At 50.7% G+C, this 24,205-nt stretch carries 18 protein-coding genes; 7 read left to right on the top strand and 11 right to left on the bottom strand.

What is annotated here, in order from left to right; genetic code table 11:
• The first annotated feature begins 132 nt into the window (after positions 1–132).
• On the top strand, positions 133–1,590 hold the full coding sequence (locus ACFMKP_RS12655; RefSeq protein WP_382292338.1) for a catalase: 1,458 nt from the start codon (positions 133–135) through the stop codon (positions 1,588–1,590).
• Positions 1,591–2,087: 497 nt separating this feature from the next.
• Positions 2,088–3,329: a glycosyltransferase family 87 protein gene (locus tag ACFMKP_RS12650; RefSeq protein WP_382292336.1), complete on the top strand. Its 1,242-nt coding sequence runs from the start codon at positions 2,088–2,090 to the stop codon at positions 3,327–3,329.
• Positions 3,330–3,485: 156 nt separating this feature from the next.
• On the opposite strand, the gene ACFMKP_RS12645 is transcribed toward ACFMKP_RS12650, so the two are convergent.
• Both ACFMKP_RS12645 and ACFMKP_RS12640 read right to left on the bottom strand, forming a co-directional pair.
• Positions 3,486–4,490, bottom strand: coding sequence for a hypothetical protein (locus tag ACFMKP_RS12645; RefSeq protein WP_382292334.1), 1,005 nt, complete (start codon positions 4,488–4,490; stop codon positions 3,486–3,488).
• Positions 4,491–4,500: 10 nt separating this feature from the next.
• Complete coding sequence (locus ACFMKP_RS12640) at positions 4,501–4,962, bottom strand: ABA4-like family protein (protein WP_382292332.1); 462 nt, start codon at positions 4,960–4,962, stop codon at positions 4,501–4,503.
• Positions 4,963–5,266: 304 nt separating this feature from the next.
• Between ACFMKP_RS12640 and ACFMKP_RS12635 the strand changes: the two genes are divergently transcribed.
• Positions 5,267–6,271 carry a DnaJ C-terminal domain-containing protein gene (locus ACFMKP_RS12635; RefSeq protein ID WP_204753654.1) on the top strand — a complete coding sequence of 335 codons (1,005 nt, stop codon included), beginning with the start codon at positions 5,267–5,269 and terminating at the stop codon, positions 6,269–6,271.
• Between the two features lie 84 nt (positions 6,272–6,355).
• Positions 6,356–8,824 (top strand): ATP-dependent Clp protease ATP-binding subunit, encoded by a 2,469-nt coding sequence (locus ACFMKP_RS12630; RefSeq protein ID WP_204753655.1) that lies wholly within the window; start codon positions 6,356–6,358, stop codon positions 8,822–8,824.
• A 56-nt stretch (positions 8,825–8,880) separates the two neighbouring features.
• On the opposite strand, the gene ACFMKP_RS12625 is transcribed toward ACFMKP_RS12630, so the two are convergent.
• From ACFMKP_RS12625 to ACFMKP_RS12595, 7 genes are all read right to left on the bottom strand, one after another.
• Positions 8,881–9,729, bottom strand: a complete 849-nt coding sequence (locus ACFMKP_RS12625) for a hypothetical protein (protein ID WP_382292330.1) — start codon at positions 9,727–9,729, stop codon at positions 8,881–8,883.
• A gap of 80 nt (positions 9,730–9,809) precedes the next feature.
• Entirely contained in the window at positions 9,810–10,034 is a 225-nt protein-coding gene (locus ACFMKP_RS12620) for an MbtH family protein (RefSeq protein WP_204753657.1), read from the bottom strand.
• An 84-nt stretch (positions 10,035–10,118) separates the two neighbouring features.
• Entirely contained in the window at positions 10,119–10,835 is a 717-nt protein-coding gene (gene trxA, locus ACFMKP_RS12615) for a thioredoxin (protein ID WP_382292327.1), read from the bottom strand.
• Between the two features lie 286 nt (positions 10,836–11,121).
• Positions 11,122–12,021: an amidohydrolase family protein gene (locus ACFMKP_RS12610; RefSeq protein ID WP_382292325.1), complete on the bottom strand. Its 900-nt coding sequence runs from the start codon at positions 12,019–12,021 to the stop codon at positions 11,122–11,124.
• A gap of 57 nt (positions 12,022–12,078) precedes the next feature.
• Positions 12,079–14,304: a protein kinase gene (locus ACFMKP_RS12605; RefSeq protein WP_382292322.1), complete on the bottom strand. Its 2,226-nt coding sequence runs from the start codon at positions 14,302–14,304 to the stop codon at positions 12,079–12,081.
• A 486-nt stretch (positions 14,305–14,790) separates the two neighbouring features.
• Positions 14,791–17,190, bottom strand: coding sequence for a hypothetical protein (locus ACFMKP_RS12600; protein WP_382292320.1), 2,400 nt, complete (start codon positions 17,188–17,190; stop codon positions 14,791–14,793).
• A 436-nt stretch (positions 17,191–17,626) separates the two neighbouring features.
• Positions 17,627–19,033 carry a hypothetical protein gene (locus tag ACFMKP_RS12595; RefSeq protein ID WP_382292318.1) on the bottom strand — a complete coding sequence of 469 codons (1,407 nt, stop codon included), beginning with the start codon at positions 19,031–19,033 and terminating at the stop codon, positions 17,627–17,629.
• Between the two features lie 518 nt (positions 19,034–19,551).
• On the opposite strand from ACFMKP_RS12595, the gene ACFMKP_RS12590 reads away from it, so the two are divergent.
• Genes ACFMKP_RS12590 through ACFMKP_RS12580 form a run of 3 tightly spaced genes read left to right on the top strand, consistent with a single transcriptional unit; the run spans position 19,552 to position 22,145 of the window.
• A complete protein-coding gene (locus ACFMKP_RS12590; protein ID WP_382292316.1) occupies positions 19,552–20,076 on the top strand; it encodes a VTT domain-containing protein in 525 nt (174 codons plus the stop codon).
• Positions 20,077–20,110: 34 nt separating this feature from the next.
• Complete coding sequence (locus ACFMKP_RS12585; RefSeq protein WP_382292314.1) at positions 20,111–21,529, top strand: hypothetical protein; 1,419 nt, start codon at positions 20,111–20,113, stop codon at positions 21,527–21,529.
• 22 nt (positions 21,530–21,551) lie between these two features.
• Complete coding sequence (locus ACFMKP_RS12580) at positions 21,552–22,145, top strand: histidine phosphatase family protein (RefSeq protein ID WP_382292312.1); 594 nt, start codon at positions 21,552–21,554, stop codon at positions 22,143–22,145.
• On the opposite strand, the gene ACFMKP_RS12575 is transcribed toward ACFMKP_RS12580, so the two are convergent.
• Positions 22,131–23,231: a glycosyltransferase family 4 protein gene (locus ACFMKP_RS12575; RefSeq protein WP_382292310.1), complete on the bottom strand. Its 1,101-nt coding sequence runs from the start codon at positions 23,229–23,231 to the stop codon at positions 22,131–22,133. The two genes, ACFMKP_RS12580 and ACFMKP_RS12575, sit on opposite strands and share 15 nt — an antisense overlap.
• Positions 23,228–24,076 carry a glycosyltransferase gene (locus ACFMKP_RS12570; RefSeq protein ID WP_382292308.1) on the bottom strand — a complete coding sequence of 283 codons (849 nt, stop codon included), beginning with the start codon at positions 24,074–24,076 and terminating at the stop codon, positions 23,228–23,230. Before ACFMKP_RS12570 ends, ACFMKP_RS12575 begins: the two co-directional genes overlap by 4 nt.
• Positions 24,077–24,205 lie beyond the last annotated feature (129 nt).

Below are 24,205 nucleotides of genomic sequence, written 5' to 3'. Positions count from 1 at the left end.
TATAGCTATAATAGCATACAGTATGGGGGCATGCTTGGTTTCGGCCAACTACTGCACCTGTTCGTTCGCTCGCTTTGTGCCAAAAGAGGCGAGCACCCCGTTTTCTCAGATTACCTTAGGAGATTTGTTCGAATGGATGAGCAAGAACAACTGACGACCGCCCATGGTGCGCCGATTGCCGACAATCAAAATTCATTGACGGCTGGCCCCCGTGGCCCACTGTTGATGCAAGATTTTCAACTGTTGGAAAAAATGGCTACCTTCAACCGCGAACGGGTGCCAGAACGGGTCGTCCACGCTAAAGGTTCAGGCGCATTTGGAACGTTTACTGTTACCAACGATGTAACGGCATATTCCAAGGCTGCGATCTTTGGTGAAGTTGGCAAGCAAACTCCAGTCTTGCTGCGCTTCTCGACCGTTGCTGGCGAACACGGCGCTGCCGATGCCGAACGCGATGTGCGCGGTTTTGCGGTCAAGTTCTACACCGACGAAGGCAACTGGGATGTGGTTGGCAACAACACGCCAGTGTTCTTTGTGCGCGACCCAATGAAATTTAGCGATTTTATTCATACCCAAAAGCGCAATCCCAAAACCAATTTGCGCACGCCCCAAGCAATGTGGGATTTCTGGTCGCTCTCGCCTGAAAGCTTGCACCAAGTAACCATCTTGTTTAGCGATCGCGGTTTGCCAATTAGCTATCGTTTTGTCCATGGCTTTGGCAGCCACACCTATAGCTTTATCAATGCCCAAAACGAACGCTTCTGGGTTAAATTCCACTTCCGCTGCCAACAAGGCATCAAGAACTGGACAAACGCCGAAGCCGCCGAAGTTGTTGGCGTTGATCGCGAAAGCTCACAACGCGATTTGTTCGAAGCAATCGAACGCGGCGAATTTCCCAGCTGGAAGTTATGCGTGCAAATTATGCCCGAAGCCGAAGCTGAAACCTACCACATTAACCCATTCGATTTGACCAAAGTTTGGCCACACGCCGATTATCCATTGATCGAAGTTGGCACCTTGGAGTTGAATCGCAACCCAGAAAACTTCTTCGCCGAAATCGAACAGGCCGCTTTCGAGCCATCAAACATCGTGCCAGGCATTGGCTTCTCACCCGATAAGATGTTGCAAGCGCGGATTATGTCGTATGCTGATGCCCACCGCTATCGGATTGGGGTGAATTATGCTGCGTTGCCAGTCAATAAGCCTCATTCGCCAGTCAATACCTACCATCGCGATGGCCAAATGCGCTTCGACAACAATGGCGGCGGTTCGGTCAACTATGAGCCAAACAGCTTTGGCGGCCCAGTTGAAAACCAACGCTACGCTGAGCCACCATTGAAAATCAGCGGCGATGCCGATCGCTACAACCATCGCGACGGCAACGACGATTACACCCAACCAGGCAATCTCTTTCGCTTAATGAATGCTGATCAACAACAACAGTTGTTCAATAACATTGCAGCGGCAATGCAAGGTGTGCCAGAATTTATCCAATTGCGCCAAATTGGCCACTTCTTGAAAGCTGATCCAGCCTATGGTCGCGGTGTTGCCGCAGCCTTGGGCCTCGACATCAGCAGCCTCGAAGCCTAGTTTTGGGAGGATGAAGGCTGAATTATGAGGGATGAAAATCTCGCACCTTTGTAATACAGCAGATTAAAAGTTAAGGCTCTTGGCAGAAGTAGCGGCAAAGCTACCAAGCCAAGAGCCTTTTTTTACGAAAGACTATTTTTGAGCCATGAAGAAAATTGGCTGGCGGCAATCGATGGTTGGTTATAGCTGTATGATTATGGCCCTTCCAACCCTCAGCATCACGACATATTACCGAGAGAAGCCATGCCTATATGCCATTCCGCCCCAAAAATCTGATTGGCGAACAGGCAGAAAGATCCTCACAACCCCACGATTGATAGACGACGAGTTAAATAAATTGACATATAATAGGGATTCGATTTCATCGAACAGCCCTCTTATGATTAGAGGTTCAGCATCCATAGTACGTAGTTTTGAGGGTATATATCTATGTTAGGTTCTTTTCTAGGCTAGCTGCTATCCCACGTATAAGCGATCAATGACTGAGGAGATATTGTATGAATAAGCTATTTACAAGTCCTTATCTACGACGATTTATTCAACCAGCATTAATTATTACAGCAATCGTTAGTTTTATTCAATTTACTATAACGTATGGAATTATTGTTGGACTAGAAAAACAAACCCTTGATTTTCCATCATTCTATTGGGCTAGCGATGTATTATTCAATCATAATATTTCTCCTTATGATGTTGACTATATTCAAAAATATACTGGCTTAGCCGTTTTTCCTTTTGCCTATGCTCCACCAAGTATCATTTTCTTTTATCCATTTTCTCTTCTAAACTATGATTCTGCACTTATTCTTCATTTAATTATGAATCATATTTTTATCATAATATTTATTTTGCTCTTAAATAAGATTTTTAGATATAAAATTTTATCACATCAATCGTTATTATTGATAATTATGATATATAACTCATATCCTATGATGCAAAATGTTTATTTCGGTCAAATAAACATATTTATAATTGTATTTTTATTATTATTTGTAATATGTGAACATGATTATCCAGTGTTGTCATCTATTATGTTATCTTTTGCGATTATTATAAAATTATATCCTATTATTATTTTATTAATATTATTAATATCTAAGAAATACAAAATATTTATTAATACAATAATCTCAATAGTTACTATTTCAATTATATCTGCTATAACTATTCCAAAATTTGTATGGAAGGATTGGATTCTAGATATTGTTCCCAATGGAGGCTATGGAAAGTCACCAAAAGGATTCTCTGATCCTTCCTATAGTTATAATAAAAGTTTCAATGGATTATTTTCAAGAATATTTACTAAACAACAAGATGCATATCAGTTAATGGATTATCCATTATTAGCAAAAATATTTACATATAGTATCTGTATACTATTATGTGGGATTACATTTTTTGTAGTATATAAATATTTAAATGATAATCAAGCTATAAAGAAAATAGTACTGACTACTATGCCATTATTATTTATGATCGCCCCTGTTTCATGGAATCTTCATTTAATAACACTATATCCAACAATTATATATTTGTTTGATACATACTATCATAAATTTATGAAAAAAATAAATATTGGTTTTATATTAATTATATTAACTATTTTCGCTTTTTCTTCTCAATCAGACTTAGATATTTCATTATTTTTTGTATTTATGCTATGGGTTATGATGTTAGAGGTACTTATTGAAACTACTCGCTCTAAGCATGATCTAAACGTTATACTGGAAACATAATGCAGCGACAGCGGTAGCATTGCTGCGCAAGGCTGATTCCATCGCCAACTTCCACCATAAACAAGGATTTCAGCATCTGGATTATGGCGGATATGCTGGATGGAGTCAGCCTTGCTTCAATCGTCTCCCAACCGGATGTTCTATTTCTACTCTGCGTTAAAAGCTCCCTGACCCCTGAACCTCAGCCCCTGATCCCTGCTTCATAACAACACTGGCAAACAAGGTACTTACCACTGCTAGCCCAATCCATGAGCCGAGAGTCATTGCATCAGGTTGCAACAGCGCTTGACCGCGTAGCGCTTGCACCGTGACGCTGGCAACTAGGCCGAGGTAGGCAACCGCAGCGCCCCAAATCAAGGTCAAACGCTGTTTATCGCTAAAGCGTTGCTTGACGGTATAGAGCAACCAGCCGACCAAAGCGAGCACTTGTGCGCCGTGAATCCCAATAAAGTGCGCGATCCGCAAATCGCCATGCTCGCTGCTCCAGCCCATCAGCGCAATTCCAGGCCCGCCATCGACTGCACCAACCGTATGCGCGCCCATTGCTGTCAGCGTCCCACCTGCTTCTAAGGTTTTCAGTTGATCAGCACTTGGGTTGGTCATCAAGAAGCCAAGTCCAAAGCCAATCAGCATCAGGCCCATGCCCAACTTGAGGCTCAGCATAAAAGCGCGATCGGCAACTGGTTTTTGGCGCAGAAAGATAATAAAGCCAATAATATTAATCACGTAGAACACCATGATCGACATACTCATAATGCCCCATAGTGCTGTATCAAACGGCGTAGAAACATTAAAGTGCATTGCCTGGCCACGCACCGCTTGAATGATAAAGAGCACCATTTCGATCGAAAGTGCTGCTGCACATGCATCCAGCACAAAGTGCATCAAGCGGGGGCGAATTTTGACATAACTGAACATCCACAGCACTGTGGGGGCATAGAACACAAACGAAATTGCAAATTTCAGGCTCTTCATCCAAACTGGTTGGCCAAGCACCTCGCGGGGGTCGACAATTACCCCTGCCAAGGCCAGCACTAAGAAAAAGCAGCTTACAATTAAAAAGATGGTCATGCCTTTGCTAGTGGCCCAAAATTGGCGCAAAATGGCTCCAGCTCCTGGCATAGCCTGCCGAGCCTCTGGGAATTGAGCAGTCGTTGTCATGGCTGTTCCTTTATTTAGCTACAGGTTGCATAGCGGATGTAGGTTTGGTTGAACGAACAAGACCGTGGATCGTGCGCACGACCATATAGATCAAAAATCCGACGGGTCCGACCATTAGGACGCTGATGAGGATAGGACTGGTGATGAGGGCAAAAATGTTGCGTTCCCGGCTATCTAAATAGATCCAACGCCCAACGAAGAGATCAAAGGCCAGAAAATGCACCCAACTGAGCGTGGCACCGGTCTCATTGCCAATTAATTCGATGATGCCTGGCAGCGTGGGGTTGCTCACGCCAGCCCAAACCGTACCAAAGATTGGGGCTAAGACGATCGCATAAATCAACGCTGGGCCAAGAATAATCCATGGCGATTGAATGATGCGCTGCGTCCACTTCCAAAAGGGCAGCACAACCATCAAAAACCAAAATGGCATAACGAATAGACTGCTTAGCGAAAATAATTGAGTGACCATAGCGTCTCCTGCGTATGTAGATAGGTTAACTGCTGAGTATTCTAGAGGCCCACGCGCTGCTTGTGATGGCTATTTGGGCCTAGGCCGTTTATGCCGAAAGAACTAGCCTGATCCTCGATTGATACCGCTAGACGATTCATAGCATGGCTTGGTACTATTGGAGTGCGCGCTGACGCTGGACTTCGCTGCGAACTGCTAACAGCATATTAGAAAATGTGCCGTTAACGTTGTGTTATCTTGACATGCCATGGTGGGCGGCGTATGATCAATTCACGTTCAGAAGCTCGCACTAGAAGGGGTTGTAATGGATTACAAGGATTACTATACAATTCTTGGAGTAACAAAAACTGCAACCGAAGCTGAAATCAAAAAAGCCTATCGGAAATTGGCGCGTCAATATCACCCAGACCTCAATCCCGGCGATTCTGAAGCTGAACGTAAATTCAAAGAAATCAACGAAGCCTATGAGGTAGTGTCGGACAAAGACAAGCGAGAGAAGTACGATCGCTTCGGTGCCGATTGGGGACGCGCCCAAAGTACAGGTTCGGGGTTTAATTGGAATCAATACGCCTCGCAACCAGGTGGTTTTGGTAGCAACTTTGGCGGCGATTTCGCCAACGGTGAGTTCTCCGATTTTTTCGAGATGTTGTTTGGCAATGCCAGCCGCCGCCAAACCAGCGGGGTCTATGGCAATCGCCGACCACAACGCGGCCAAAATGTTGAGCAAGCCATTGATGTTACTTTAGCTGAAGTGCTCAGTGGAACTCAACGCACGATTCAATTACAAGCGCCCGAGATGTGTAGCAGTTGCGGTGGCAGTGGGGCCAGCCGTGGCAGTATTTGCCCAACCTGTGGCGGTACTGGCGTAAGCGGCACAAGCACCCGCACCATCAACGTGCGCATTCCTGCCGGTGTCGATCAAGGGTCGCGCATTCGCGTTGCTGGCGAAGGCAGCCCTGGCATCGACCAAGGCAAACGTGGCGATTTGATGTTGGTGGTGAATCTCGTGCCCGATAGCCGCTTCGAGCGCAAAGGCAACGATTTACATACCGATCTCGCAGTCGATTGGCATACCCTCATCCTTGGTGGCAAAATAAAAGTCCCATTGCCTGATGGGAAGCAATTAACATTGACGGTGCCCGAACAGACCCAAAATGCCAAAGTTTTTCGCTTGCGCGGCCAGGGCTTGCCCAACCTGCGCGACCAAAACACTCGCGGCGATTTGCTGGTCAAAGTTCAGGCAGTGCTACCAACTAGCCTGACTCCCAAACAGCGCGAATTGGTGATGGCTCTACGGGATAGCGATTAACCGAAAGGATGAAGAACGAAGGATGAAGGATGAAGCTGTTTCATCCCTCATCCCTCATCCTTCATCCCTTCAAAGGGTTTTTATATGAAGTTAGAACGATTTACCGAAAAAGCGCAAGAAGCGTTTCAACATGCCCAAGAGTTGATGCACGAACAGCATCACTCGCAGCTCGATGTTGAGCATATTTTCTTGGCTTTGTTGCGCCAATCAGATGGGATTGCCGGGCGGGTTTTGGGTCGCCTTAGTGTCAATGTTGAATCGGTGATTGCCCGCGTCGAACGCGAGCTTGATAAATCGCCCAAAGTTTATAATTATGGCTATCCTCAGCAAAGCGTCTACGTTACGCCACGCACCCAACGCTTGGTCAAACGCGCCGAGCAAGAAGCCGAGCGCATGGGCGATCAATATGTCTCAACTGAGCATTTGTTGATTGCCATCGCTGGCGAACGCGAAGGTGCTTCGGCTCGTATCCTTGCCAGCTTTGGCATCGATACCGAGCGCTTGCTGGCAATTCTGATGGAGATTCGTGGCTCGCAACGCGCCGATGATCCAACTGCCGAAAGCCGCTACGAAGTGCTGGAAAAATATAGCACCGACCTGACTGCGCTGGCAGCCCAAGGCTTGCTTGATCCGGTGGTTGGTCGCGATGGCGAAATTACCCGTGTGATTCGGATTTTGAGCCGCCGCAGCAAGAATAACCCTGTGCTGGTAGGCGAAACTGGCGTTGGTAAAACTGCGATCGCTGAAGGCCTCGCTCAACGGATTGCCAATGGCGATGTGCCCGAACTCTTGCGCAATCGTCGCGTCTTGGCGCTCGATTTGGCTGGCATGGTCGCTGGCTCAAAATTCCGTGGCGAGTTTGAGGAACGGCTCAAAGCAGTGATGGACGAAGTGCGCTCGGCCAAAGGCAAAGTGATTGTCTTTATCGATGAATTGCACACCGTGGTTGGCGCTGGCTCGGCTGCTGGCTCAATTGATGCCTCGAATATGCTCAAGCCAGCCTTGGCGCGTGGCGAGATGCAGGCTGTCGGCGCGACGACCACCGACGAATATCGCAAGCATATCGAAAAAGATGCAGCGCTCGAACGGCGTTTCTCGCCAGTGTATGTTGAAGAGCCTGATGTTGAAACCACCATCGAAATGTTGCGTGGCTTGCGTCGCCGCTACGAAGAACATCACAATTTGACGATTAGCGATGCAGCCTTGAAGGCCGCCGCCAATCTCTCGCATCGCTATATCAACGACCGATTCTTGCCCGACAAGGCAATCGACTTGATCGACGAAGCCTCGGCCAAACTGCGGATTGATATTTATTCGATGCCCAAAGAGCTGCGCGAAAAGCAACAAGCCATTCGCGATTTGCACCGTGGCGAGGAAGATGCTGGCAATCAGCGCGATTACGAACGCGCCGCGATTCTCAAAGCAGAAGCCTTGGCCTTGGAAAGCGAGTTTCAGCTTGAGCGCCAGCAATGGCTCGAAACCAATCAACTCGACGATGTGGTCGATGAAGAAGATGTTGCTACCATCGTCGCGACTTGGACTGGGATTCCGGTGCAGCGTATGCTCGAAACCGAGAAACTCAAATTGGTCGAGATGGAAGAACGCTTGCATGCACGGGTTGTTGGTCAACACGATGCGGTGACTGCGGTTTCCGATGCGATTCGCCGTGCTCGTTCGGGCCTCAAAGATCCACGCCGGCCGATTGGCTCGTTCATCTTTGTGGGACCAACTGGGGTTGGTAAAACCGAATTGGCCAAAGCCTTGGCAGCCTTCCTGTTTGATGATGAAGATGCCATGACTCGCGTCGATATGTCGGAATATCAAGAACGCCATACCGTCTCGCGCTTGGTTGGCGCACCTCCAGGCTATGTTGGCTACGATGAAGGCGGTCAATTGACCGAATCGATTCGCCGTCGTCCATATCAAGTCATTTTGTTTGATGAGATTGAAAAAGCGCACGGCGATGTGTTCAACGCCTTGCTGCAAGTGCTTGACGATGGCCGCCTGACCGATGCCCAAGGCCGCACCGTCGATTTCCGCAACACCGTAATCATTATGACCTCGAACGTGGGAACTGATGAGATTCGGGCTGGCTCGATTGGCTTCCGCCGCGAGAACAAAATTGACCTTGGCGAAGTGCGCAAACGGGTTGACGATGCCTTGAAACGCACCTTCCGACCGGAATTCTTGAACCGGATCGATGAGATCATTCTGTTCAAGCCATTGGAAATGGCCGAATTGACTGGGATTATCGATGTTTTGGCCAATGAAGTTGTTGCTCGCTTGAGCGAATTGCAAATTAGCTTGCATTTGACCAGCGCCGCCAAGGAATTGTTGGTGCAAGAAGGCTACAACCCCGTTTATGGGGCACGCCCATTGCGCCGCACCTTGCAACGCTTGGTCGAAACGCCGCTCTCACGGGCTTTGCTCAAAGGCGAATTCAGCGCTGGCGACGTGGTTGAGGTCGATGTTGAAAATGGTGTGATTATTTTCAACAAAGGCGAACAATTGCAAATGACCAGCAGCAAACCGGTTGAGCCACTTTCGGCCTAAACCAAACCAACTGCAAGCCAGCGGTCGAGAAATAGCTTCTCGACCGCTGGCGTTTTTTAGGCCAATAAACTGGCGATGATCGTCGCATTGGAATCGCCTTCGGCGGCCAAAGCTTGGGCTTCTTCGGCAGTTTGCCACCAACCCCATGCGCCATGCTGAAACGCGCCCAAAATATCAAACGGCACATCAAGCGGCAAACAGGCAGCAATCGATTCGGGATTTTGCATTTGCCAGCGTTGGATGTTCGCCTGTTCAGCACTTGGCTGATAGGCAATACGCGCCAGACAGAGCGCAACATCATCCGTGTAATTGCGATTAAATTCCATGGTCACAATCGCGCCAGAATAGGCCGTGCGATATTGTGAATAGCCACAGCCGCTGGCTGAATCCATAGCCAAAGCATGCAAGGCTAGCCATGGATTAAACACCAGCGAATTTTCCAAACCCACAATCCCATCCTCGTCGATCAAGCCCAAAAAGAGCTGGAACTGCTGATACCCAGCCCCCAAAAAGCTAGCCAGATCAACTGGACCTGCTTGGGAGCGCAAATGCACCACTTGCGCCAACAGACTCATGCCATTGCTGCTCAGTTGGCCGTTGAAGCGTGCAAAATAGCGTTGATAGACCTCGCTCAAGGCGGAAAACGTTGGTTCGCAGCGCAAATGTGGTTGCTCGGGATCGTTACAAAAATCAAGCCATAAATCGTGGGGTTGGCTTGGATCAAAGACGATGCTCGAACGGCCATGACGGGTTGTGAGCGACGGACATGAACCCAAGCTGATCAAACCATCGTTGCGGGCTGGCGTGCGGCTTACTCGGCGTTGCGAATGCCAGCGAAAGCCCCATTGATGCAGAGTTTGGTTGCGGCGCAATTCGGTGTGCCAAGCTGGCAACTTGTGGCTCATCACAGGCTCCTTGCAGCAAAAAACGACTACCCTTGTAGGATAGTCGCTTGATGTGTCAGAGAGTGACTTTTGGCAGCTGTTTAGCCTTGGTTTGCTTGCTCATCCATCATTTTGCGCAAACTTAAGGGCCGCATATCAGTCCAAACTTCTCTGATATAGTCCAGACATTCGGCTTTGGTGCCACTTTTGCCAGCATCATTCCAGCCCAATGGGTTTTCGCGATCGGCTGGCCAAATCGAATATTGTTCTTCATGATTGATCACGACTTTGTAAATCGTTCTGTCTTCTTCGTCATTCCAACCCATGGTCGATAATCCTCCAATTAAGCTGGCTTTGCATAGATTCAATCCATTCTACTGGATAGATTGAGCGGCTCGCAAGAGCCAAAATTAGGCATGACGCGCCAAAACTTGGCGTAAGGCATTCAATGGCTGTGCGCCAGTAACTTGTTCGACAACCTTGCCAGCCTTGAACACGAGTAAGGCTGGGATGCCTTGGATGTTGAAGCGTTGGGCTGTGCGCGGGTTTTCATCAACATTCAATTTTGCAACCACCGCGCGGCCTGCAAACTCTTTGGCCAGCGTCTCGATTGAAGGTGCGATTGCCCGACACGGCCCACACCAAGCAGCCCAAAAATCGACTAGCACGGTTTGACCGCTGCGAATCGTCTGCTCAAAATTGGCATCGGTCAAGGTCACGGGTGCGGAGCCACCAGCTGCCGCAACGCTAGATGCTACGGGTGTGCTGGCTGCATTTGGCAAATTGCCCAAGGCTTGGCCATTGACCAAGGCCTCAAGCATTGGTTGCAATTGCTCTTTGCTCAGTGTGCCGACACAGCGGCCTTGTTCCTCGGTTTGGCGCATAAAAACCATGGTCGGCAACGCCGTAATCTTATAATCCTTGGTTAAGTTGGGATTTTCCTCAGGATTAACTTTGACGATCAGGGCGCGGCCTTCGTATTGGATTGCCAAAAGATTGAGCACTTTATCTAAGGCTTGGCTGTGTTGGTCGGTTTTGCTGCTCCAGACAACCATCAAGGGATAGCCAGTTTTGAGCACGCGCTCGAAACTTTGATCGTTGGTATGAATGGGGGTTGAAAATGTCATTGCTCAGCTCCTTGCTGTTTCTGTTCTGAGTTTAGCATGTTGCGCTGGCCTGGTGCATTAGCAATCTATCAATTTTCACGCCATAGCTCCCTCATCCCCAGCCTTTCAAGGGTAGGTTTTAAAAAAGCGTGGTGGTCAAACCTTCCCTCACCCCCCAGCCCCCTCTCCCACGAAAACGCGGGCGAGGGGGAGCACCAATGTTCACCACCAATCATGCCAAACCAACACAACCAAAAGCCCCTCGCCTGCCGCGTGGGAGAGGGGTTGGGGTGAGGGGATCTTGCCTCTAGCTCAAAATAGCAGCTTGGGTTGCTAATTGCTCGATCAGCGCAGGCTCAACTTTGTAGGCGTGTAATTCTTGGGCAAAGCTAATTTCATCGTGCATATCCAGCGATTGAGCAGAGGTGAGGCTATCGGTGCCTAAGCCAACCCGAATTCCATGCGCCAGCATCTGTTCAAGCGGCATGCGCCCACACAAGAGGTTGTGATTGGAACGTGGGCAATGCACCACAGCGCAATCATATTTGGCAATTAACGCCAGATCATCAGCATCGACTTGGACAGCATGCACCAACACTGGTTGGGCTTCCAAAACGCCAAGCTGTTCGAGATAGGCAATTGGTGAGCATTGGGGAGCTTGCCACTCAATATGCGGCGTAATGCGGCGATTCAGCTCGCGCAATGCGCCAATTCCTTGCTGCAAAAAAGCCACTTCTGCTGGTGATTCAGCAATGTGGATCGCCAAAGGCAAGGCTTCATCCTGACACCAACGGGCCGCTGCCTCAAATAGCGATGGCGCGCAACTATAGGGCGCGTGAATGCTGAGGCCAATTTTCATGGCGGTTTCGCGCTGTCGCCAGCTGTCGATTTCGCGTTGGGCGGCGCTAAACCGCTCGTTCGCCACATGTGGATCAAAGCCAAGCACTTCAAGGTAGACCACGCCAGCCAAGCCGCTGTTGAGCAAGGGTTCGATGCTTAATCTGGTGGCCGAAATATCGCCAACCGTGGTGGTTTGATTGTGGTGAAGCTGTTCGATGGCGCTATGGATGCCGCGTTCGAGGGTGGCATTATCGAGCTGCATGCGCCGTGCTAACATCGTTTGCAGCCATGCGCCAAATTCTTGGCCAGTTGGGCAAAGCTCGGCCAAGGCGCTAAGTTCTAAGTGGGTATGGGCATTGGTATACATTGAGCACTCCAGCTAGTTGCGATTCTGCTCAAATAGTAGCACCAATGCCCATATTGCCTAAATCATGCTGACTAATTGCCAGAGAATAACCAGAAACGTGATTAAAGCAATTGCACCAATCAGCATAAACAACCAGCGGCTGCGTTGCTGGCGGTTGGTGTATAAGCGCGGCGCTGGCGCTTCGCGAATCGTATTATCTGCTGGTGGCATGGGCATGGTTGGCGCGCTGGTTGGTTCAGGCGCTTTGGCCACTGCCGCAGGCGTTGGCGGCAAGGGCTGCACACGGCGCTTAGTCGGCTCCGATGGCGCTTTTTCATACTTATTACTGGGCGTTGGTGGCGTTGGCAACGATTCTGCTGGCACCACGTTGGCAACTGGCTGGCTGGCGGTTTTGGGCGCAGTTGGCTCGCTTGTCACAACCATCGGGGTTGGGGTTGAAATTGCTGGCTGGCTTGGGCTATTAACTGCTTGATCAAGCACCGGCGTGATTTTGCTGCGCACATATTCGCCAGTGCCAGTTGATGAAATACCCAAAGCAGCTTCCAACGCTTCTGCCAAATCCAAACCAGTTGGGAAGCGCTCGCTGGGATCTTTGGCCAACATTTTGAGAATCACGGCCTCTAGTTGGGCTGAAATTGCTGGATTGATCGAGCGCGGCGCTTTGGGCGGCTCGGCCATATGCAGCATGGCGATTGCCAGCGGATCGGCATCGTCAAACGGCACTTGGCCCGTCCAAAGCTCATACAAAATCACGCCCAAGCTGTAGAGGTCGGTTTGGGGCACAACTTTGGCCGATGAAATTGCTTGTTCTGGCGCAACATAATGTGGCGAGCCGAAAATCTCGCCGCGTGTGCCAACCTCGGTCAACAAAGCCAAACCAAAGTCGGCCAAAATCGCCCGTCCATCTTTGTTGATCATAATGTTCGATGGCTTGACATCACGATGGATTACGCCTTTGCTATGCGCATAATCTAACGCCGCGCAGATTTCGCGAATCATGCGGCACAGCGTGCGGGGTGTCCATTCTTGGGCGCTGGTTCGCACCTGTTCAATCACCTTGTGCAGATTTTGGCCTTCGATATACTCCATCACCATATACAGCAAGCCATACGAATCGCCATAGTGATAAAGCCGCACAATGTTGGGATGTTCGAGCTGGGCGATGGCTTGGGCTTCGCGATTGAAACGCTCGGCATAGCTTTGATCGTTGCGGAAAGGCGTATCGATAACTTTGATCGCAACCGTGCGATTGAGCCGTATATCGACCCCACGGAAAATATTGGCCATGCCGCCGCGCCCAAGCAAGGCCTCAACCCGATAGCCATCGAGATATTGGCCTTCCAACGGTTTTTCGGGGTCGAAGGTAGCAAAGCCCAAGGCTCCTGGCTGTGATGGTGGGCGCACGCCAGGCGCAACATTATTTGCTGCCGCCGTAATTTGATGACTGCCTGTGATACCCAAGGCTTGTTCTAGTGCCGCAATTAGATCTGCGCCCGTTTGATAGCGTTCAGCTGGTGCTTTGGCCAAAGCTTTGAGCAAGACTGCCGATGTCGCATCGTTGAGCTTGGGGTTTTTCTCTTGCGGCGCTGGCGGAGCTTGGGTGAGGTGTTGCAAGGCCACGCTCGTCGCCGACGGATCATCAAATGGCACCGAGCCAGTCAACAATTCATACAAAATCACACCCAAAGCATACAAATCCGATTGCGGAATCGCATCTGATGAGCGGCGAGCTTGTTCGGGCGCGATATAGTGGGCAGTGCCAAAGACTTCGCCCTGAGAGCCAAGCTGAGTATCGAGTGCCAAGCCAAAATCCATCAACACCACCCGTTGGTCGTGGGCAACCATCACGTTTGAGGGCTTGATGTCGCGGTGAATTACGCCCTTTTTGTGGGCATAATCGAGTGCGCTGGCCAAACTACGGGCAATGTGCATCACGGCGCTATGCGGCAACAAGCTACTGGTGCTGGTGTATTGGGCAAGCACTTTGGAAAGATCAACGCCATCGATATACTCCATCACAAAATAATAGAGATTATCGGTATCGTCGGCATAGTAGATTTGCACGATATTTTCGTGCCGCCACGTGGCGATGGCACGAGCTTCGCGCACAAAGCGTTCGGCATAGCTTGGCACTTGACGATAGCGCCCATCGATCACCTTGATCGCCACAGGCCGATCAAGTTTGACATCGTGGCCGACGTAGATCAAGCCCATGCCACCACGGCCTAGAACTCGGTCGATGCGAAAGTTGGCGAGTTGTTTTCCAAGCAGATCATCAGTCATAGTGTGCCAAGCTTAAAATCAAAAGTCAAAAGGCAGAACGGCTTGATCGAGCGTGTGATAGAGATATTGCTAATGTTGTAGTGCCATAACGTATTGTAACCGCGAAGAACACGAAGAGCGCGAAGCACAGGCTATTGGCTTTGGGCTTTAACTTGATCCTTCGCTTCTCTGCGCCTCTGCGTTGATTCTGATCCCCAACCCCCGATCCCCGATCCTCTATGTTCTATGTGTACTGGTTCATTGCGTTAACCACCGCCTAATCCCCTCACCCCAGCCCCCTCTCCCACGTGGCGGGCGAGGGGAATCCCGTGGTTCTGTCGCACGGCGTTGGTAAAAAAGGGTGTTCCCCCTCGCCCGCGTTCAGTGGGAGAGGGGGCTGGGGGGTGAGGGAACATGGTTGCCAATCTAATGTATCAGCACATCTATGTTCTATGCTTTGTGTTCTTCATCTCCTCATCCTTCATCCTTCATAATTTTCTCTGTTCTTTATTGGCGACTATGGCGGCCTTGGGTAATTTTGGTCAATTCGCTAATAAAGCGATTGAGGCCATTGACATAGCTTTCAAGATAATCGTTGGCGATCCGGCGGGCCAAATCGCGTCGCCCAGCATTGATAAACATGCCAACATGCGGGCGGAAGTCGCGCAGCGAAACGTGCATCACTCCATTGGCATCGGTAATTACGCCCCAAGCCAAGGTTTTCTTTTCGTTATCGTCTTTGGCGGTGATAAAGCGCGAGAGTGAGCTGGTGTCGGCGACCGCGCCAACATTGGAAAGCACTTCGCGGCCTTTGATCAAATCATTGAGCACATCGAATTTGCCTGGAATCGCATCGAGTAGGCGTTGCAAGGCCATTGGCACGTGCGCCAACAAGCGCAAAGCTCCCGACGAGGTGCTTTCGCCCGATTGCGCAATATCTTTGGCGCGGGCTGAAACCTCGCCAAAACCAGCAATCGTCGCCAAATAATGCTTTTGGGTAGCCTCAAATGTATCCCACACTTCGGCCCGCCACTCTTGGCGCGCCTGATCAAGCAAGCTCAACGCTCGTTCGTGCAACTTGCTAATCTCAAGCTCTTCGAGTGGAACCTCGAAGGTCATGGGATGCAGGCGATCGCTGGGATTAGGAATGCTGCCATCAACCGGAATTAAAATTGCTGGATTGCTGAGCGATTCTTCAAATGCGGTGATTGTTGCTTCAACCGCTGGCTTGAGCTGCGGATCGTTGGCAGCTTCTTGCAACGAGGCCTGCAACTCAGGATTTGGCTTGTAGGAAACAGCATGGAAAGCGCGATAGAGCACCAAAATATCATTAACTGTGATGCGAATTTGGTCGTTGCGCTGCTTGAAGAGCTTGCGCAAATCTAATATTTTCTTCAGATCGAGTCCGATCGATTCGGCGCTCGCTTCGGCCACGATTTTGGGACTATCGGCTAAGATCTGCTTTTCTTCGTCGTTCAGCTCGATATTTGGTGCATATGGCCGCACCGAGCCTGCTACTGGAGCTGGTTGGCCGCGCAAATAGACCGCCCAAGCCAAGGCTTCGAGAGTCATAATTTCGGCGACTGCTGAACCCCAAGCGCCATCAAAAAAGATATGCGATTGATCAAAGACCATACTTGAGCCAGTGTCGATCAAGGTCAAGCCGTGGTCGCCAAGCGCGCGTTCGGTTAGCCGCACTTCGGCCAACGGCAAATGGCGCGGGCGACCATCTGCATTAAACCAAATTGGCGCACAACGCAGGGCTTCGAGCTGTTGGCTGGTTTCAGGCCGCAGCTTGCCCAAAATGCTTGGTAAACTTGCGCGCTTGGTGGTTGCCAAGGGAATCAACGAGGTTGGCGCATGATTGGCGGGGCTGGCCAGCAGCGCGGCAATCTGGCTGCGCACATTGCTCACATCGTTGGGGCGAGTGCTATTGGGCGCACAAGCAGGCATCAAATAATAATGACCACGCAAGATTAAGCCAATATGCCAGCTTTGGCGCGGCAAGGCCACCATATTTTCGTTATAGGGCGTGGGATCAAGGTAGGCTGCCAACGACATTTGACGTTGATAGGCAGGCAGAGCGATTTCGCGGGCGCGTTGAAATTGCTTGCCCCAGCGTTCGCGCAGCTCTTTAGGCAAATCGCGGGTCGATTCGGCCATAAATTCATCGAATTTACGTTTGCGATAGCTGGCGTAAGTTTCTTGCGATTGCACATCGGGGCCGCGGCCATAGGGGCGTTGGCGTTCCCATTGGCTATAAAGGTCGGCAAATTGGCGTGTTTCAGGATTGACCTTGGTCAAATCGCGCAGCAAGGCCAACGAAACCCGTTCGCGCCATTCATTTTCAAGCAATTCAGGGTAGCTGTGGAGAATGTGAATTGCCGCCATGACCCAAGCAGTCATGCGGTCGATTGGGGCTAGATTAATGTTGTGATCGCTGAGCGTTTCGTCGAAGCCGATGGTTTCGTTGGCGTGGCGGGCGGTATCTTCGCGCAAGGCATAGCCAACATAAAATTGCCATGTGCCTTCAGGAAAGGCATCTTGGGGATCTTTGCCTGCTAACTCAAGCAGCTTTTGATAGCCCCAAATAACTGCGGCTGGCCCAGCAAAGAAGGTGCTAAACACCGCTCGATCAAGCGCTTGCTCGACCCCGCGAAACAGCAAATTGACATCGCGTTTAATCACGTTGCCAGCAGGGCGGCGGCCTGTGAGCTTGGCCATGCCGCTGAGAATAACCCCCGGCACATTGCCAGCTGGCACGACCCGCGAGATTTGGTCAACAACGGCATCGATCTCCGGCAACGACAACCGCGACACCTGACTGATTGAGATTGAACGTGCAATACTCCGCAAGTTATCGGCAGTCAAATGCGAGGCAGCGGTGAACTGTTGCTGCGAATCCATGATACCCCATCCACACCACATGCCCAATGGCTAAAAAAATTAATATGCTTATGATAGAGGAGCCTAGGCAGGCTGTCAAAAGCTTAAAAAGTTGCCCGTTTTGACGCGTTGCGCTGTTGTGCTAATCCTACTATATTTTATCGTTTTTTGAAAGCCCAGGCGAAAATTATGATGGATGAAATTAACGTGGAGCATGCTATCCCTTAGCTGTACTGGTTCATTGGACTATCAATCGCGTTCCCTCACCCCCCAGCCCCCTCTCCCACGAAAACGCGAGCGAGGGGGAGCCGACCGTTTTCATCACGATTGAGGCAAGAACCACAGAATGAACGCCCCTCGCTCGCGCCACGGGAGAGGGGTTGGGGTGAGGGAATGATCCTGTTGTTACTTCAACTAGCCAATAGCCTTCAGCCAATAGCCATCCGCGACAGCGTAGTTAGTGCCCAACGAATGGTAGATAGATGCGCTGTTCGCCATTGGCGATGCTGCTCACGCTCAAGGGCCATCGTTGATCGTTGGTTTGAATGATGGCGCTGGTGGTTAGCACGGTACCAGGTGCCATGCCGAGATCTGCAACTTTAAGCCTCAAATTGATGCTTATTGGCTCACCAACTGGTAAGATGTAACTCCACATATATTGGTGGGTTTGTGAATCATAGCTCAGGGTTCCATGACTGGCATTTTGGCCTGCAAGATCAGGGCAGCAAACCGTTGGCAGGGTTATCGTAAGTTGACCAGTGTTTGGTGCAAGGCCGGTGTTGGTAAATTGCAGCGTGTAGTTGAGTTCTGTGCCGGGGTCGAAATTGGTTTGATCAACGCTGAGTTGGGCATTGCTCAGATCCGCGGGAATAACCAAATCGCGTTCGAGCCAAATATTATAATCGCTGCTGCTGACGGGTCGGCCCCATGCCAAGAGCAATCGACCTGCCTGCTCAGTTAGCAAGCCATGTGGCTCGACATCGCCAGCATGCTCGTTGGTTACTGCCACTTCAGGCGACCACGTTTGGCCATCGCTGCTGGTGCGATACATCACATCAAAGCCATTCGCATCGTTCGCTTTGACATAACTCACGAAAAATGTACCATCTTCGAGCACAAGCGGCATGGCATCGTGGCTATTAGCATCGATTGATAGCGGATGCGCTTGGTTGCCCCAGCTGTAAACATCGCTTGAGGTTTTGCTATACATTTTGAGCATGGTATTGCCAGTTTGATATGCCACAACATATTGGTTATCTTCGGCGCGCCATGCTAAGCGCGGCAATTGGCCTTGGGCAATTTGGGTGCGTTGGGTATCCCAAGTTGCTCCGTTATCGCTTGATTGCGCAATGTGGATTGTTGAAGGGCTGCCCAGCCGTTGATAGGTCATGGTCAGCTTGCCGTCGGCCACAATCACGGTTGGATTGATCTCGCCAGTGCTGGCCCAGCCAAGCTCAAGCGGGCCTTGGGCTGCCCAGGTTAAGCCATCACTGGAGGTTGCCCGATGAATGCGAAAGCCGCCAGTTGCATTCGAAAGATAAAAAAGACTATAAGCTTGTGCGCCATGTTGTACCAAGGCTGGGTGGCGCTCATTGCTATTGGTGGCGATGATTGGTTGCGGAGTGCTCCACGTTGCGCCATTATCATTTGAGCTGCTCAGCAATAAATCGCCGCTGAGATTAGTCGGATTCAAACGCTCAAACACAATTACAAGCTGATTCGAGTTGCCAAGCCGCATAATCGACGGCTGATAATCCAATTCTTGGCCAGCATAAATTGGCCCACGCTCCAGCGGTTGGGCATATAAACTACTGATCAAAAGCCCTGCCAACACGATGCCAAACCAACGCATTAAACGAACCATCCAAACCTCCAAATACAGCATTTGCCAAACCTATCCTGCTCCATTCCACCAATTCACTCGTATAATCAAGCCGTTATAGGGCTTGGTTAATAAATTTTAAAGTGTGTGTCATCGTCCTAAAGGTCTACATCCTGCAAGCAAACGCTCCACACGTTATTTTTTTTCAATGGACTGTACACATGGCTACTTACAAGGGTAGGTTTTTAACAACTGTGAAAGAATACGCCATGGTTAAGATTCCCTCACCCCCCAGCCCCCTCGCCCACTGAACGCGGGCGAGGGGGAGCCAACCAGTGTTTACCAAGAATTGCCCAAGAACCATGGGGTGAAGCCCCTCGCCCAGTCGATGGGAGAGGGGTTGGGGTGAGGGAATCTTAAAACCTACCATTGAAAGGTACAGGGCTGGGCTGAGAGCAGCCAAACCAAATCGCCCAATACACCTAAGAACTAGCAGTTGATCAATGGATAGTACTATGCTTAATCGGCGTAATGAATGCTAGAATTGAAAGAGCCAGCCAATGACAACACCAACATCGCCCCGACCAAGCCGTTTGCGCGCCAGCTTAACAATTGGATTGATGATCGCCATCAGCATTGGCTTGTTGCTGGTCGATTTTCGCCATTTTGGCCAATATGGCTATCTGGGAGTTTTTGTGCTGGTCTTGTTGGGCAATGCGACCGTGGTTGTGCCCGCGCCAGCCTTTATGACCGCCTTGGCCGCTGGGCGCACCCTCAATCCCTGGTTAGTAGGAGTTATCAGCGGGTTGGGGGCAGGCATCGGGGAAGTGACAGGCTATATTGCTGGGCGTGCAGGTCGCAGCGTTTTTGATCAACAACGCTTTATCCGCATTCAAGGCTACGTTGAACGATGGGGAGCACTCGCCATTTTTGGCCTAGCAGCCCTCCCCAATCCACTGATGGATTTTGCAGGCATAGCCGCAGGGATCGCCCGCATGCCAGTGTATAAATTTTTGCTGGCCTGCTGCGCTGGTAAAATTGTGCGCTTTACCATCCTTGCGCTGATCGGTCAATCGACAATGTGATGCCAGTGTTAGCTTTTTTGGAAGGGAGGAACATGTGCATCATTTGCTACAGGTTCGTACACTAGGACTTTTTGGTTTGTTGGCCTTGTTGTTGGCTACGGCAGTGCAGCCGAGCCAAGCGCAACAACCGCTCTCACCAAAAATTAGGCCCGAACCAAGCCTCAGCAATCGCGAACCCTTGCGCAGCCAAGCCCCGCAAGGTGGCAGCGAATGGCTCGTTCCCTGTGCTGCAAGCGCCGAAAATTGGCAAAGCAGTGTCCGCGATGATACTCCAGCCCTCAATTGTGAAATTTATGTGCCCGAAGCGGCCATGATTTTTGTGATGGCAACCGGCAGTTTCAGCATGCAAACCAACGCCGTAACCAACACCTACGAAGGCCGCATTGGCCTAACTCTCGATGGTGTGTTGCGCGAAAGTAGCAATCGTTGGGGCAATGTCTATGCGCTGGGCCAACTCAACACTGGCGAAACCAGCATTTTTGCTAGCACCACCGTGTTTACTGCCAGCGCTGGCGTGCATACGCTGAGTTTGGTTGGCGGCTTTGTTGGCTATGGCCCACTCACCTTGAATAATGCTCAATTAACGGTTTTGGCCTTTCCCACCAACTCGGCCAATATTCAAGTTTGCGCCACCGACACTGGGCTTGGGGTTTGGCGGGCAACGGCTGCATTCAGTGTAGTTCGGGCCTGTAGTTTCAATTTGCCAAGCAATAGCACCGTCTTTGTCAGCGCCGATGGCTCGGCCTTGCCAATTCCTGGCAACGAGGTGGCCTTACAATTTCGCTTGGGCGTTAACGAAGCGACAACCGGCGATGTACGCACCGATCGCTATGTTGATGTTGATAGTTTAGAGCCAAACAATGAGCAAATTGATGGCAACGATATTTCAACCTCAATTGCTGCAACCTTCAATTTGACCGCTGGCAACCATACAATCAATTTCCTCGGCAATGGCAGCGGTAGCGATCAAGCCTATCTTTCGCGCTCAAGTTTGGTGGTTTTGGCCTTCCCTAGTGGCAGCAACTTCCGCACCTGTACTAGCATGAACGATTCAAGCAGCTTCTTCAGCAATGGTGAATTTAGCTCGTGGGCCAATTGTCTTCTGACTACATCTGGGTTTACTCGTGGAATTGTGGTGGGCAATGTGACGGTTGGCCAACAAAATGGCGAGCCACAAGTGCGCACTCGTTTGCGGGCCAACACCAATGTGCTTTTGGGCAGCACCCGCACCAGCGATTTGACCTTGTTCCGCATGGTCGGCGGCCAAGGCGACGACAAAACCATGACTTCGGTTGGCATGAGCGAGTTTGCCAGCGGCTTGAATGTCTTTAATTTTGATGGCTATCCAACCAATAGTAGCACCGTGCGCATGATCGATCCCAATATTCATGTACTAGCATTTCCCGACCCATTCATGTATAAACAATACACGCCATTAACGACTGGCGAATAGTTGCTTAGCCTGTGGGGGAACCATGCGGGTCTATCTGGTGCGCCATGGTCAATCGGAAGAAAATGCCGCTGATTTAAAACGCTTAATTGGGCTAGAAGATTTTCGGCAGTTATTGGAGCATGCCCAGCATTCACCATTAACTGCCTTGGGTCGCGAGCAGGCGGCAAATGTCGCAGAAGAAATAGCCGCATTCAATCCCACCCGTTTGTATAGTAGCCCCTATATTCGGGCCTTCGATACGGCCCAAATTATCGCGGCACGGGTTGGGCTGCCAATTCAGACGATCAACGAGTTGCACGAAATTAGCGCGATTGTGCCATTTTTGCTGCGCCGCGAGCGTGTGCGGCTGTTGCGCACAATGTATATTCGTGGCTATCTTTCGCAGCTGATTCCGCATCGCCCGCTGTGGGGCGAAACGTGGTGGGTGGCGCAGCGCCGCGTGATCAAAGCTTGGAATACGATGCTTGAGCAATGGTCGCCAAGCACGCGCGCGGTCGTGGTTGCCCATCGCGCCTTTATTTGGATGACGCTGCGCTATTTGCAACGCCATGGTGGCTGGCGAATTGTGCGCCGCAGCACCGAAAATGCAGGTATCTCCGAGTTAGAGAGCATCTAACAGCTTCACCAAGCGTTGGGCAACCTGTGCCCAGCTAAATTTGGCGGCTTGAGCGTTGGCTTGAGCCGCCAAATCGCGTCGCCATGCACCATCATGGCAGATGCGCTCCAAGGCTGCGACCCACGCCGCTTGCTCGTTTGGCAATAAACAGCCTGCCGTCCCAACCGCTTCAGGCAACGATGAGCTGTTTTGGGCCAACACTGGCGTGCCACAGGCAATCGCTTCGAGCGCAGGCAAGCCAAAGCCTTCATATAACGACGGAAAGGCCAAGGCCAACGCACCGCTATACAACGTTGCTAAATCAGCCTCTGGCACATCGGCAATCCGCCAAACTCGCCCATGCAAGCTGGGATTCGCCAGCAATTGCTCGCTGGCTGGGTTGCTCCAACGCCCGCCAAGCACCAAACCAACCTCGCCAGTTTGGGCAGCTTGCCATGCTTGCAACAAAAAATCGATTTGCTTATGCGGTTTGTCGGAAGCAACATAGACGATATAGCGCTCTGGTAAGCCATATTTGGCGCGCAGCGCCGCAATGGTTGCTGCTGGCTGAGGCTGAAATTGCTCGGAAATGCCCACGCCCAAATAGGCCAAACGCTGGGGATTAACGCTATAAAATTGGGCAATATCGCTAGCTGCTGAATGCGAAATCGTGCCAATCGCTGCTGATTGCTGAATTGCCACATGATGCAAGGCGGCGATTTGCCAACGCTTGCTGCGGCTAAAACTTGCTGGCACGCGCCACGAAATCGTATCGTAAATGAACGTGATGCTGGGGCAAGGCTGAAACAACGGGCGAATATAATAGGGAAAAATCGCCAGCTCTGCATTTATTTCACGCAGCAAGCTGCGCCACTCGCCATGTTGGCCCAAACCAAACAAGCCATGCTGCACCCGCGAAATTGCCGCATGCCGCAAAATCGGCGTAAGATCAAACTGGGTTTGGGGTTGGTGCGGCAACACCAAATGCAGTTGCTTGGCAATTGGCGTTTGCAACAACGCCAAGGTCAGATCATAGGTAAAGCGCCCAATCCCAGGAAAATGATCATCCAACACCCGTAAATCAAGCGCAATCGTTGCTTGCTTCATGCCCGATACCATCCCCAAATATAGCCTAAGGCCCCGACATAGCTGGTTAATGCCTTCAACGGCTTGAAGCTTGGCCGCCACGATGGCGCTGCAAACGAGTAGGGCAAGAAGATATTAATTGGCAAAATCAGCGTGCGCAGCAACCAATAGGCCAGCGCATGCAACGGCGTTTTGAGCACCCGCCCCCGCCCCCGCGCCGGATCACGCCGCACCTCTTGGGCATGGCCCAGCCCATATAACCAATGTTTGCGCAACAAAGCCCACAGGTTGGCCGGAGCCGGATGCCACGTCCATGTATGTGGCACCAAAATAAAGCGATAGCCAGCCCGCCGCACTCGCGTAAAAAATTCGGTATCCACACCGCGAATTAACTCGTTGTTGAAGCCGCCAACTTCATCGTAGACCGTGCGGCGCATTGCACAACAGGTTGTGGTTAGCTCGCAATAAAACGAAGGCGGATCGGGATTGCTCTCCAGCGGCGTTTGCACGACGGCATGCTCAATTCTGGGCACTTCGCGGGCGACCCAACGCTGAAACGCCGAAGCATCTGGTGGCAAGAGCTTGGCTGCACCAGTCACGCCAATCGTTTGGTCGCTGAGCAACGGCTTGACCAATTGCTCAAGCGCATCGTCATTGGCCAGCACTGCATCATCATCAATAAACACCACGTAGGGCGCGTTGCTGCGCACGGTTGCTATATTGCGGGCTTTGCCGTTGGGCCGCACTCCAACTGCAACCTCGATTTGGCTTGGCTGCCACGTTTGGCGGGCCAGCGAAGCTCGCAAGGCGCTAATTTCGCCATTCAAGGCCGGAATAACCACCGCAATTTGGGGAATTTCGCTCACAGATCGTCCATTCAGCTAGCCAAATCAATCTGGATTAATATACCACGCTGCTCAGAAATTCCTGCTGCTAGACCGTTGTTTTGTTGCCAGAAGCTTCTATAATGCAGGGTATCGTGATTGATGCTTGCT

Origin of the sequence: Herpetosiphon sp. NSE202 (assembly GCF_042688385.1) — a bacterium.
GTDB lineage: Bacteria > Chloroflexota > Chloroflexia > Chloroflexales > Herpetosiphonaceae > Herpetosiphon.
The sequence above is the reverse complement of the archived record's forward strand: the minus strand, read 5'-3'. Positions and strand labels throughout refer to the sequence as shown.

What these genes read in the sequence shown, in the direction of transcription:
- ACFMKP_RS12655 (WP_382292338.1), top strand. Translation starts at nt 133, where the DNA reads ATGGATGAGCAAGAACAACTGACGACCGCCCATGGTGCGCCGATTGCC.
- ACFMKP_RS12650 (WP_382292336.1), top strand. Translation starts at nt 2,088, where the DNA reads ATGAATAAGCTATTTACAAGTCCTTATCTACGACGATTTATTCAACCA.
- ACFMKP_RS12645 (WP_382292334.1), bottom strand. Translation starts at nt 4,490, where the DNA reads ATGACAACGACTGCTCAATTCCCAGAGGCTCGGCAGGCTATGCCAGGA.
- ACFMKP_RS12640 (WP_382292332.1), bottom strand. Translation starts at nt 4,962, where the DNA reads ATGGTCACTCAATTATTTTCGCTAAGCAGTCTATTCGTTATGCCATTT.
- ACFMKP_RS12635 (WP_204753654.1), top strand. Translation starts at nt 5,267, where the DNA reads ATGGATTACAAGGATTACTATACAATTCTTGGAGTAACAAAAACTGCA.
- ACFMKP_RS12630 (WP_204753655.1), top strand. Translation starts at nt 6,356, where the DNA reads ATGAAGTTAGAACGATTTACCGAAAAAGCGCAAGAAGCGTTTCAACAT.
- ACFMKP_RS12625 (WP_382292330.1), bottom strand. Translation starts at nt 9,729, where the DNA reads ATGAGCCACAAGTTGCCAGCTTGGCACACCGAATTGCGCCGCAACCAA.
- ACFMKP_RS12620 (WP_204753657.1), bottom strand. Translation starts at nt 10,034, where the DNA reads ATGGGTTGGAATGACGAAGAAGACAGAACGATTTACAAAGTCGTGATC.
- trxA (WP_382292327.1), bottom strand. Translation starts at nt 10,835, where the DNA reads ATGACATTTTCAACCCCCATTCATACCAACGATCAAAGTTTCGAGCGC.
- ACFMKP_RS12610 (WP_382292325.1), bottom strand. Translation starts at nt 12,021, where the DNA reads ATGTATACCAATGCCCATACCCACTTAGAACTTAGCGCCTTGGCCGAG.
- ACFMKP_RS12605 (WP_382292322.1), bottom strand. Translation starts at nt 14,304, where the DNA reads ATGACTGATGATCTGCTTGGAAAACAACTCGCCAACTTTCGCATCGAC.
- ACFMKP_RS12600 (WP_382292320.1), bottom strand. Translation starts at nt 17,190, where the DNA reads ATGGATTCGCAGCAACAGTTCACCGCTGCCTCGCATTTGACTGCCGAT.
- ACFMKP_RS12595 (WP_382292318.1), bottom strand. Translation starts at nt 19,033, where the DNA reads ATGGTTCGTTTAATGCGTTGGTTTGGCATCGTGTTGGCAGGGCTTTTG.
- ACFMKP_RS12590 (WP_382292316.1), top strand. Translation starts at nt 19,552, where the DNA reads ATGACAACACCAACATCGCCCCGACCAAGCCGTTTGCGCGCCAGCTTA.
- ACFMKP_RS12580 (WP_382292312.1), top strand. Translation starts at nt 21,552, where the DNA reads ATGCGGGTCTATCTGGTGCGCCATGGTCAATCGGAAGAAAATGCCGCT.
- ACFMKP_RS12575 (WP_382292310.1), bottom strand. Translation starts at nt 23,231, where the DNA reads ATGAAGCAAGCAACGATTGCGCTTGATTTACGGGTGTTGGATGATCAT.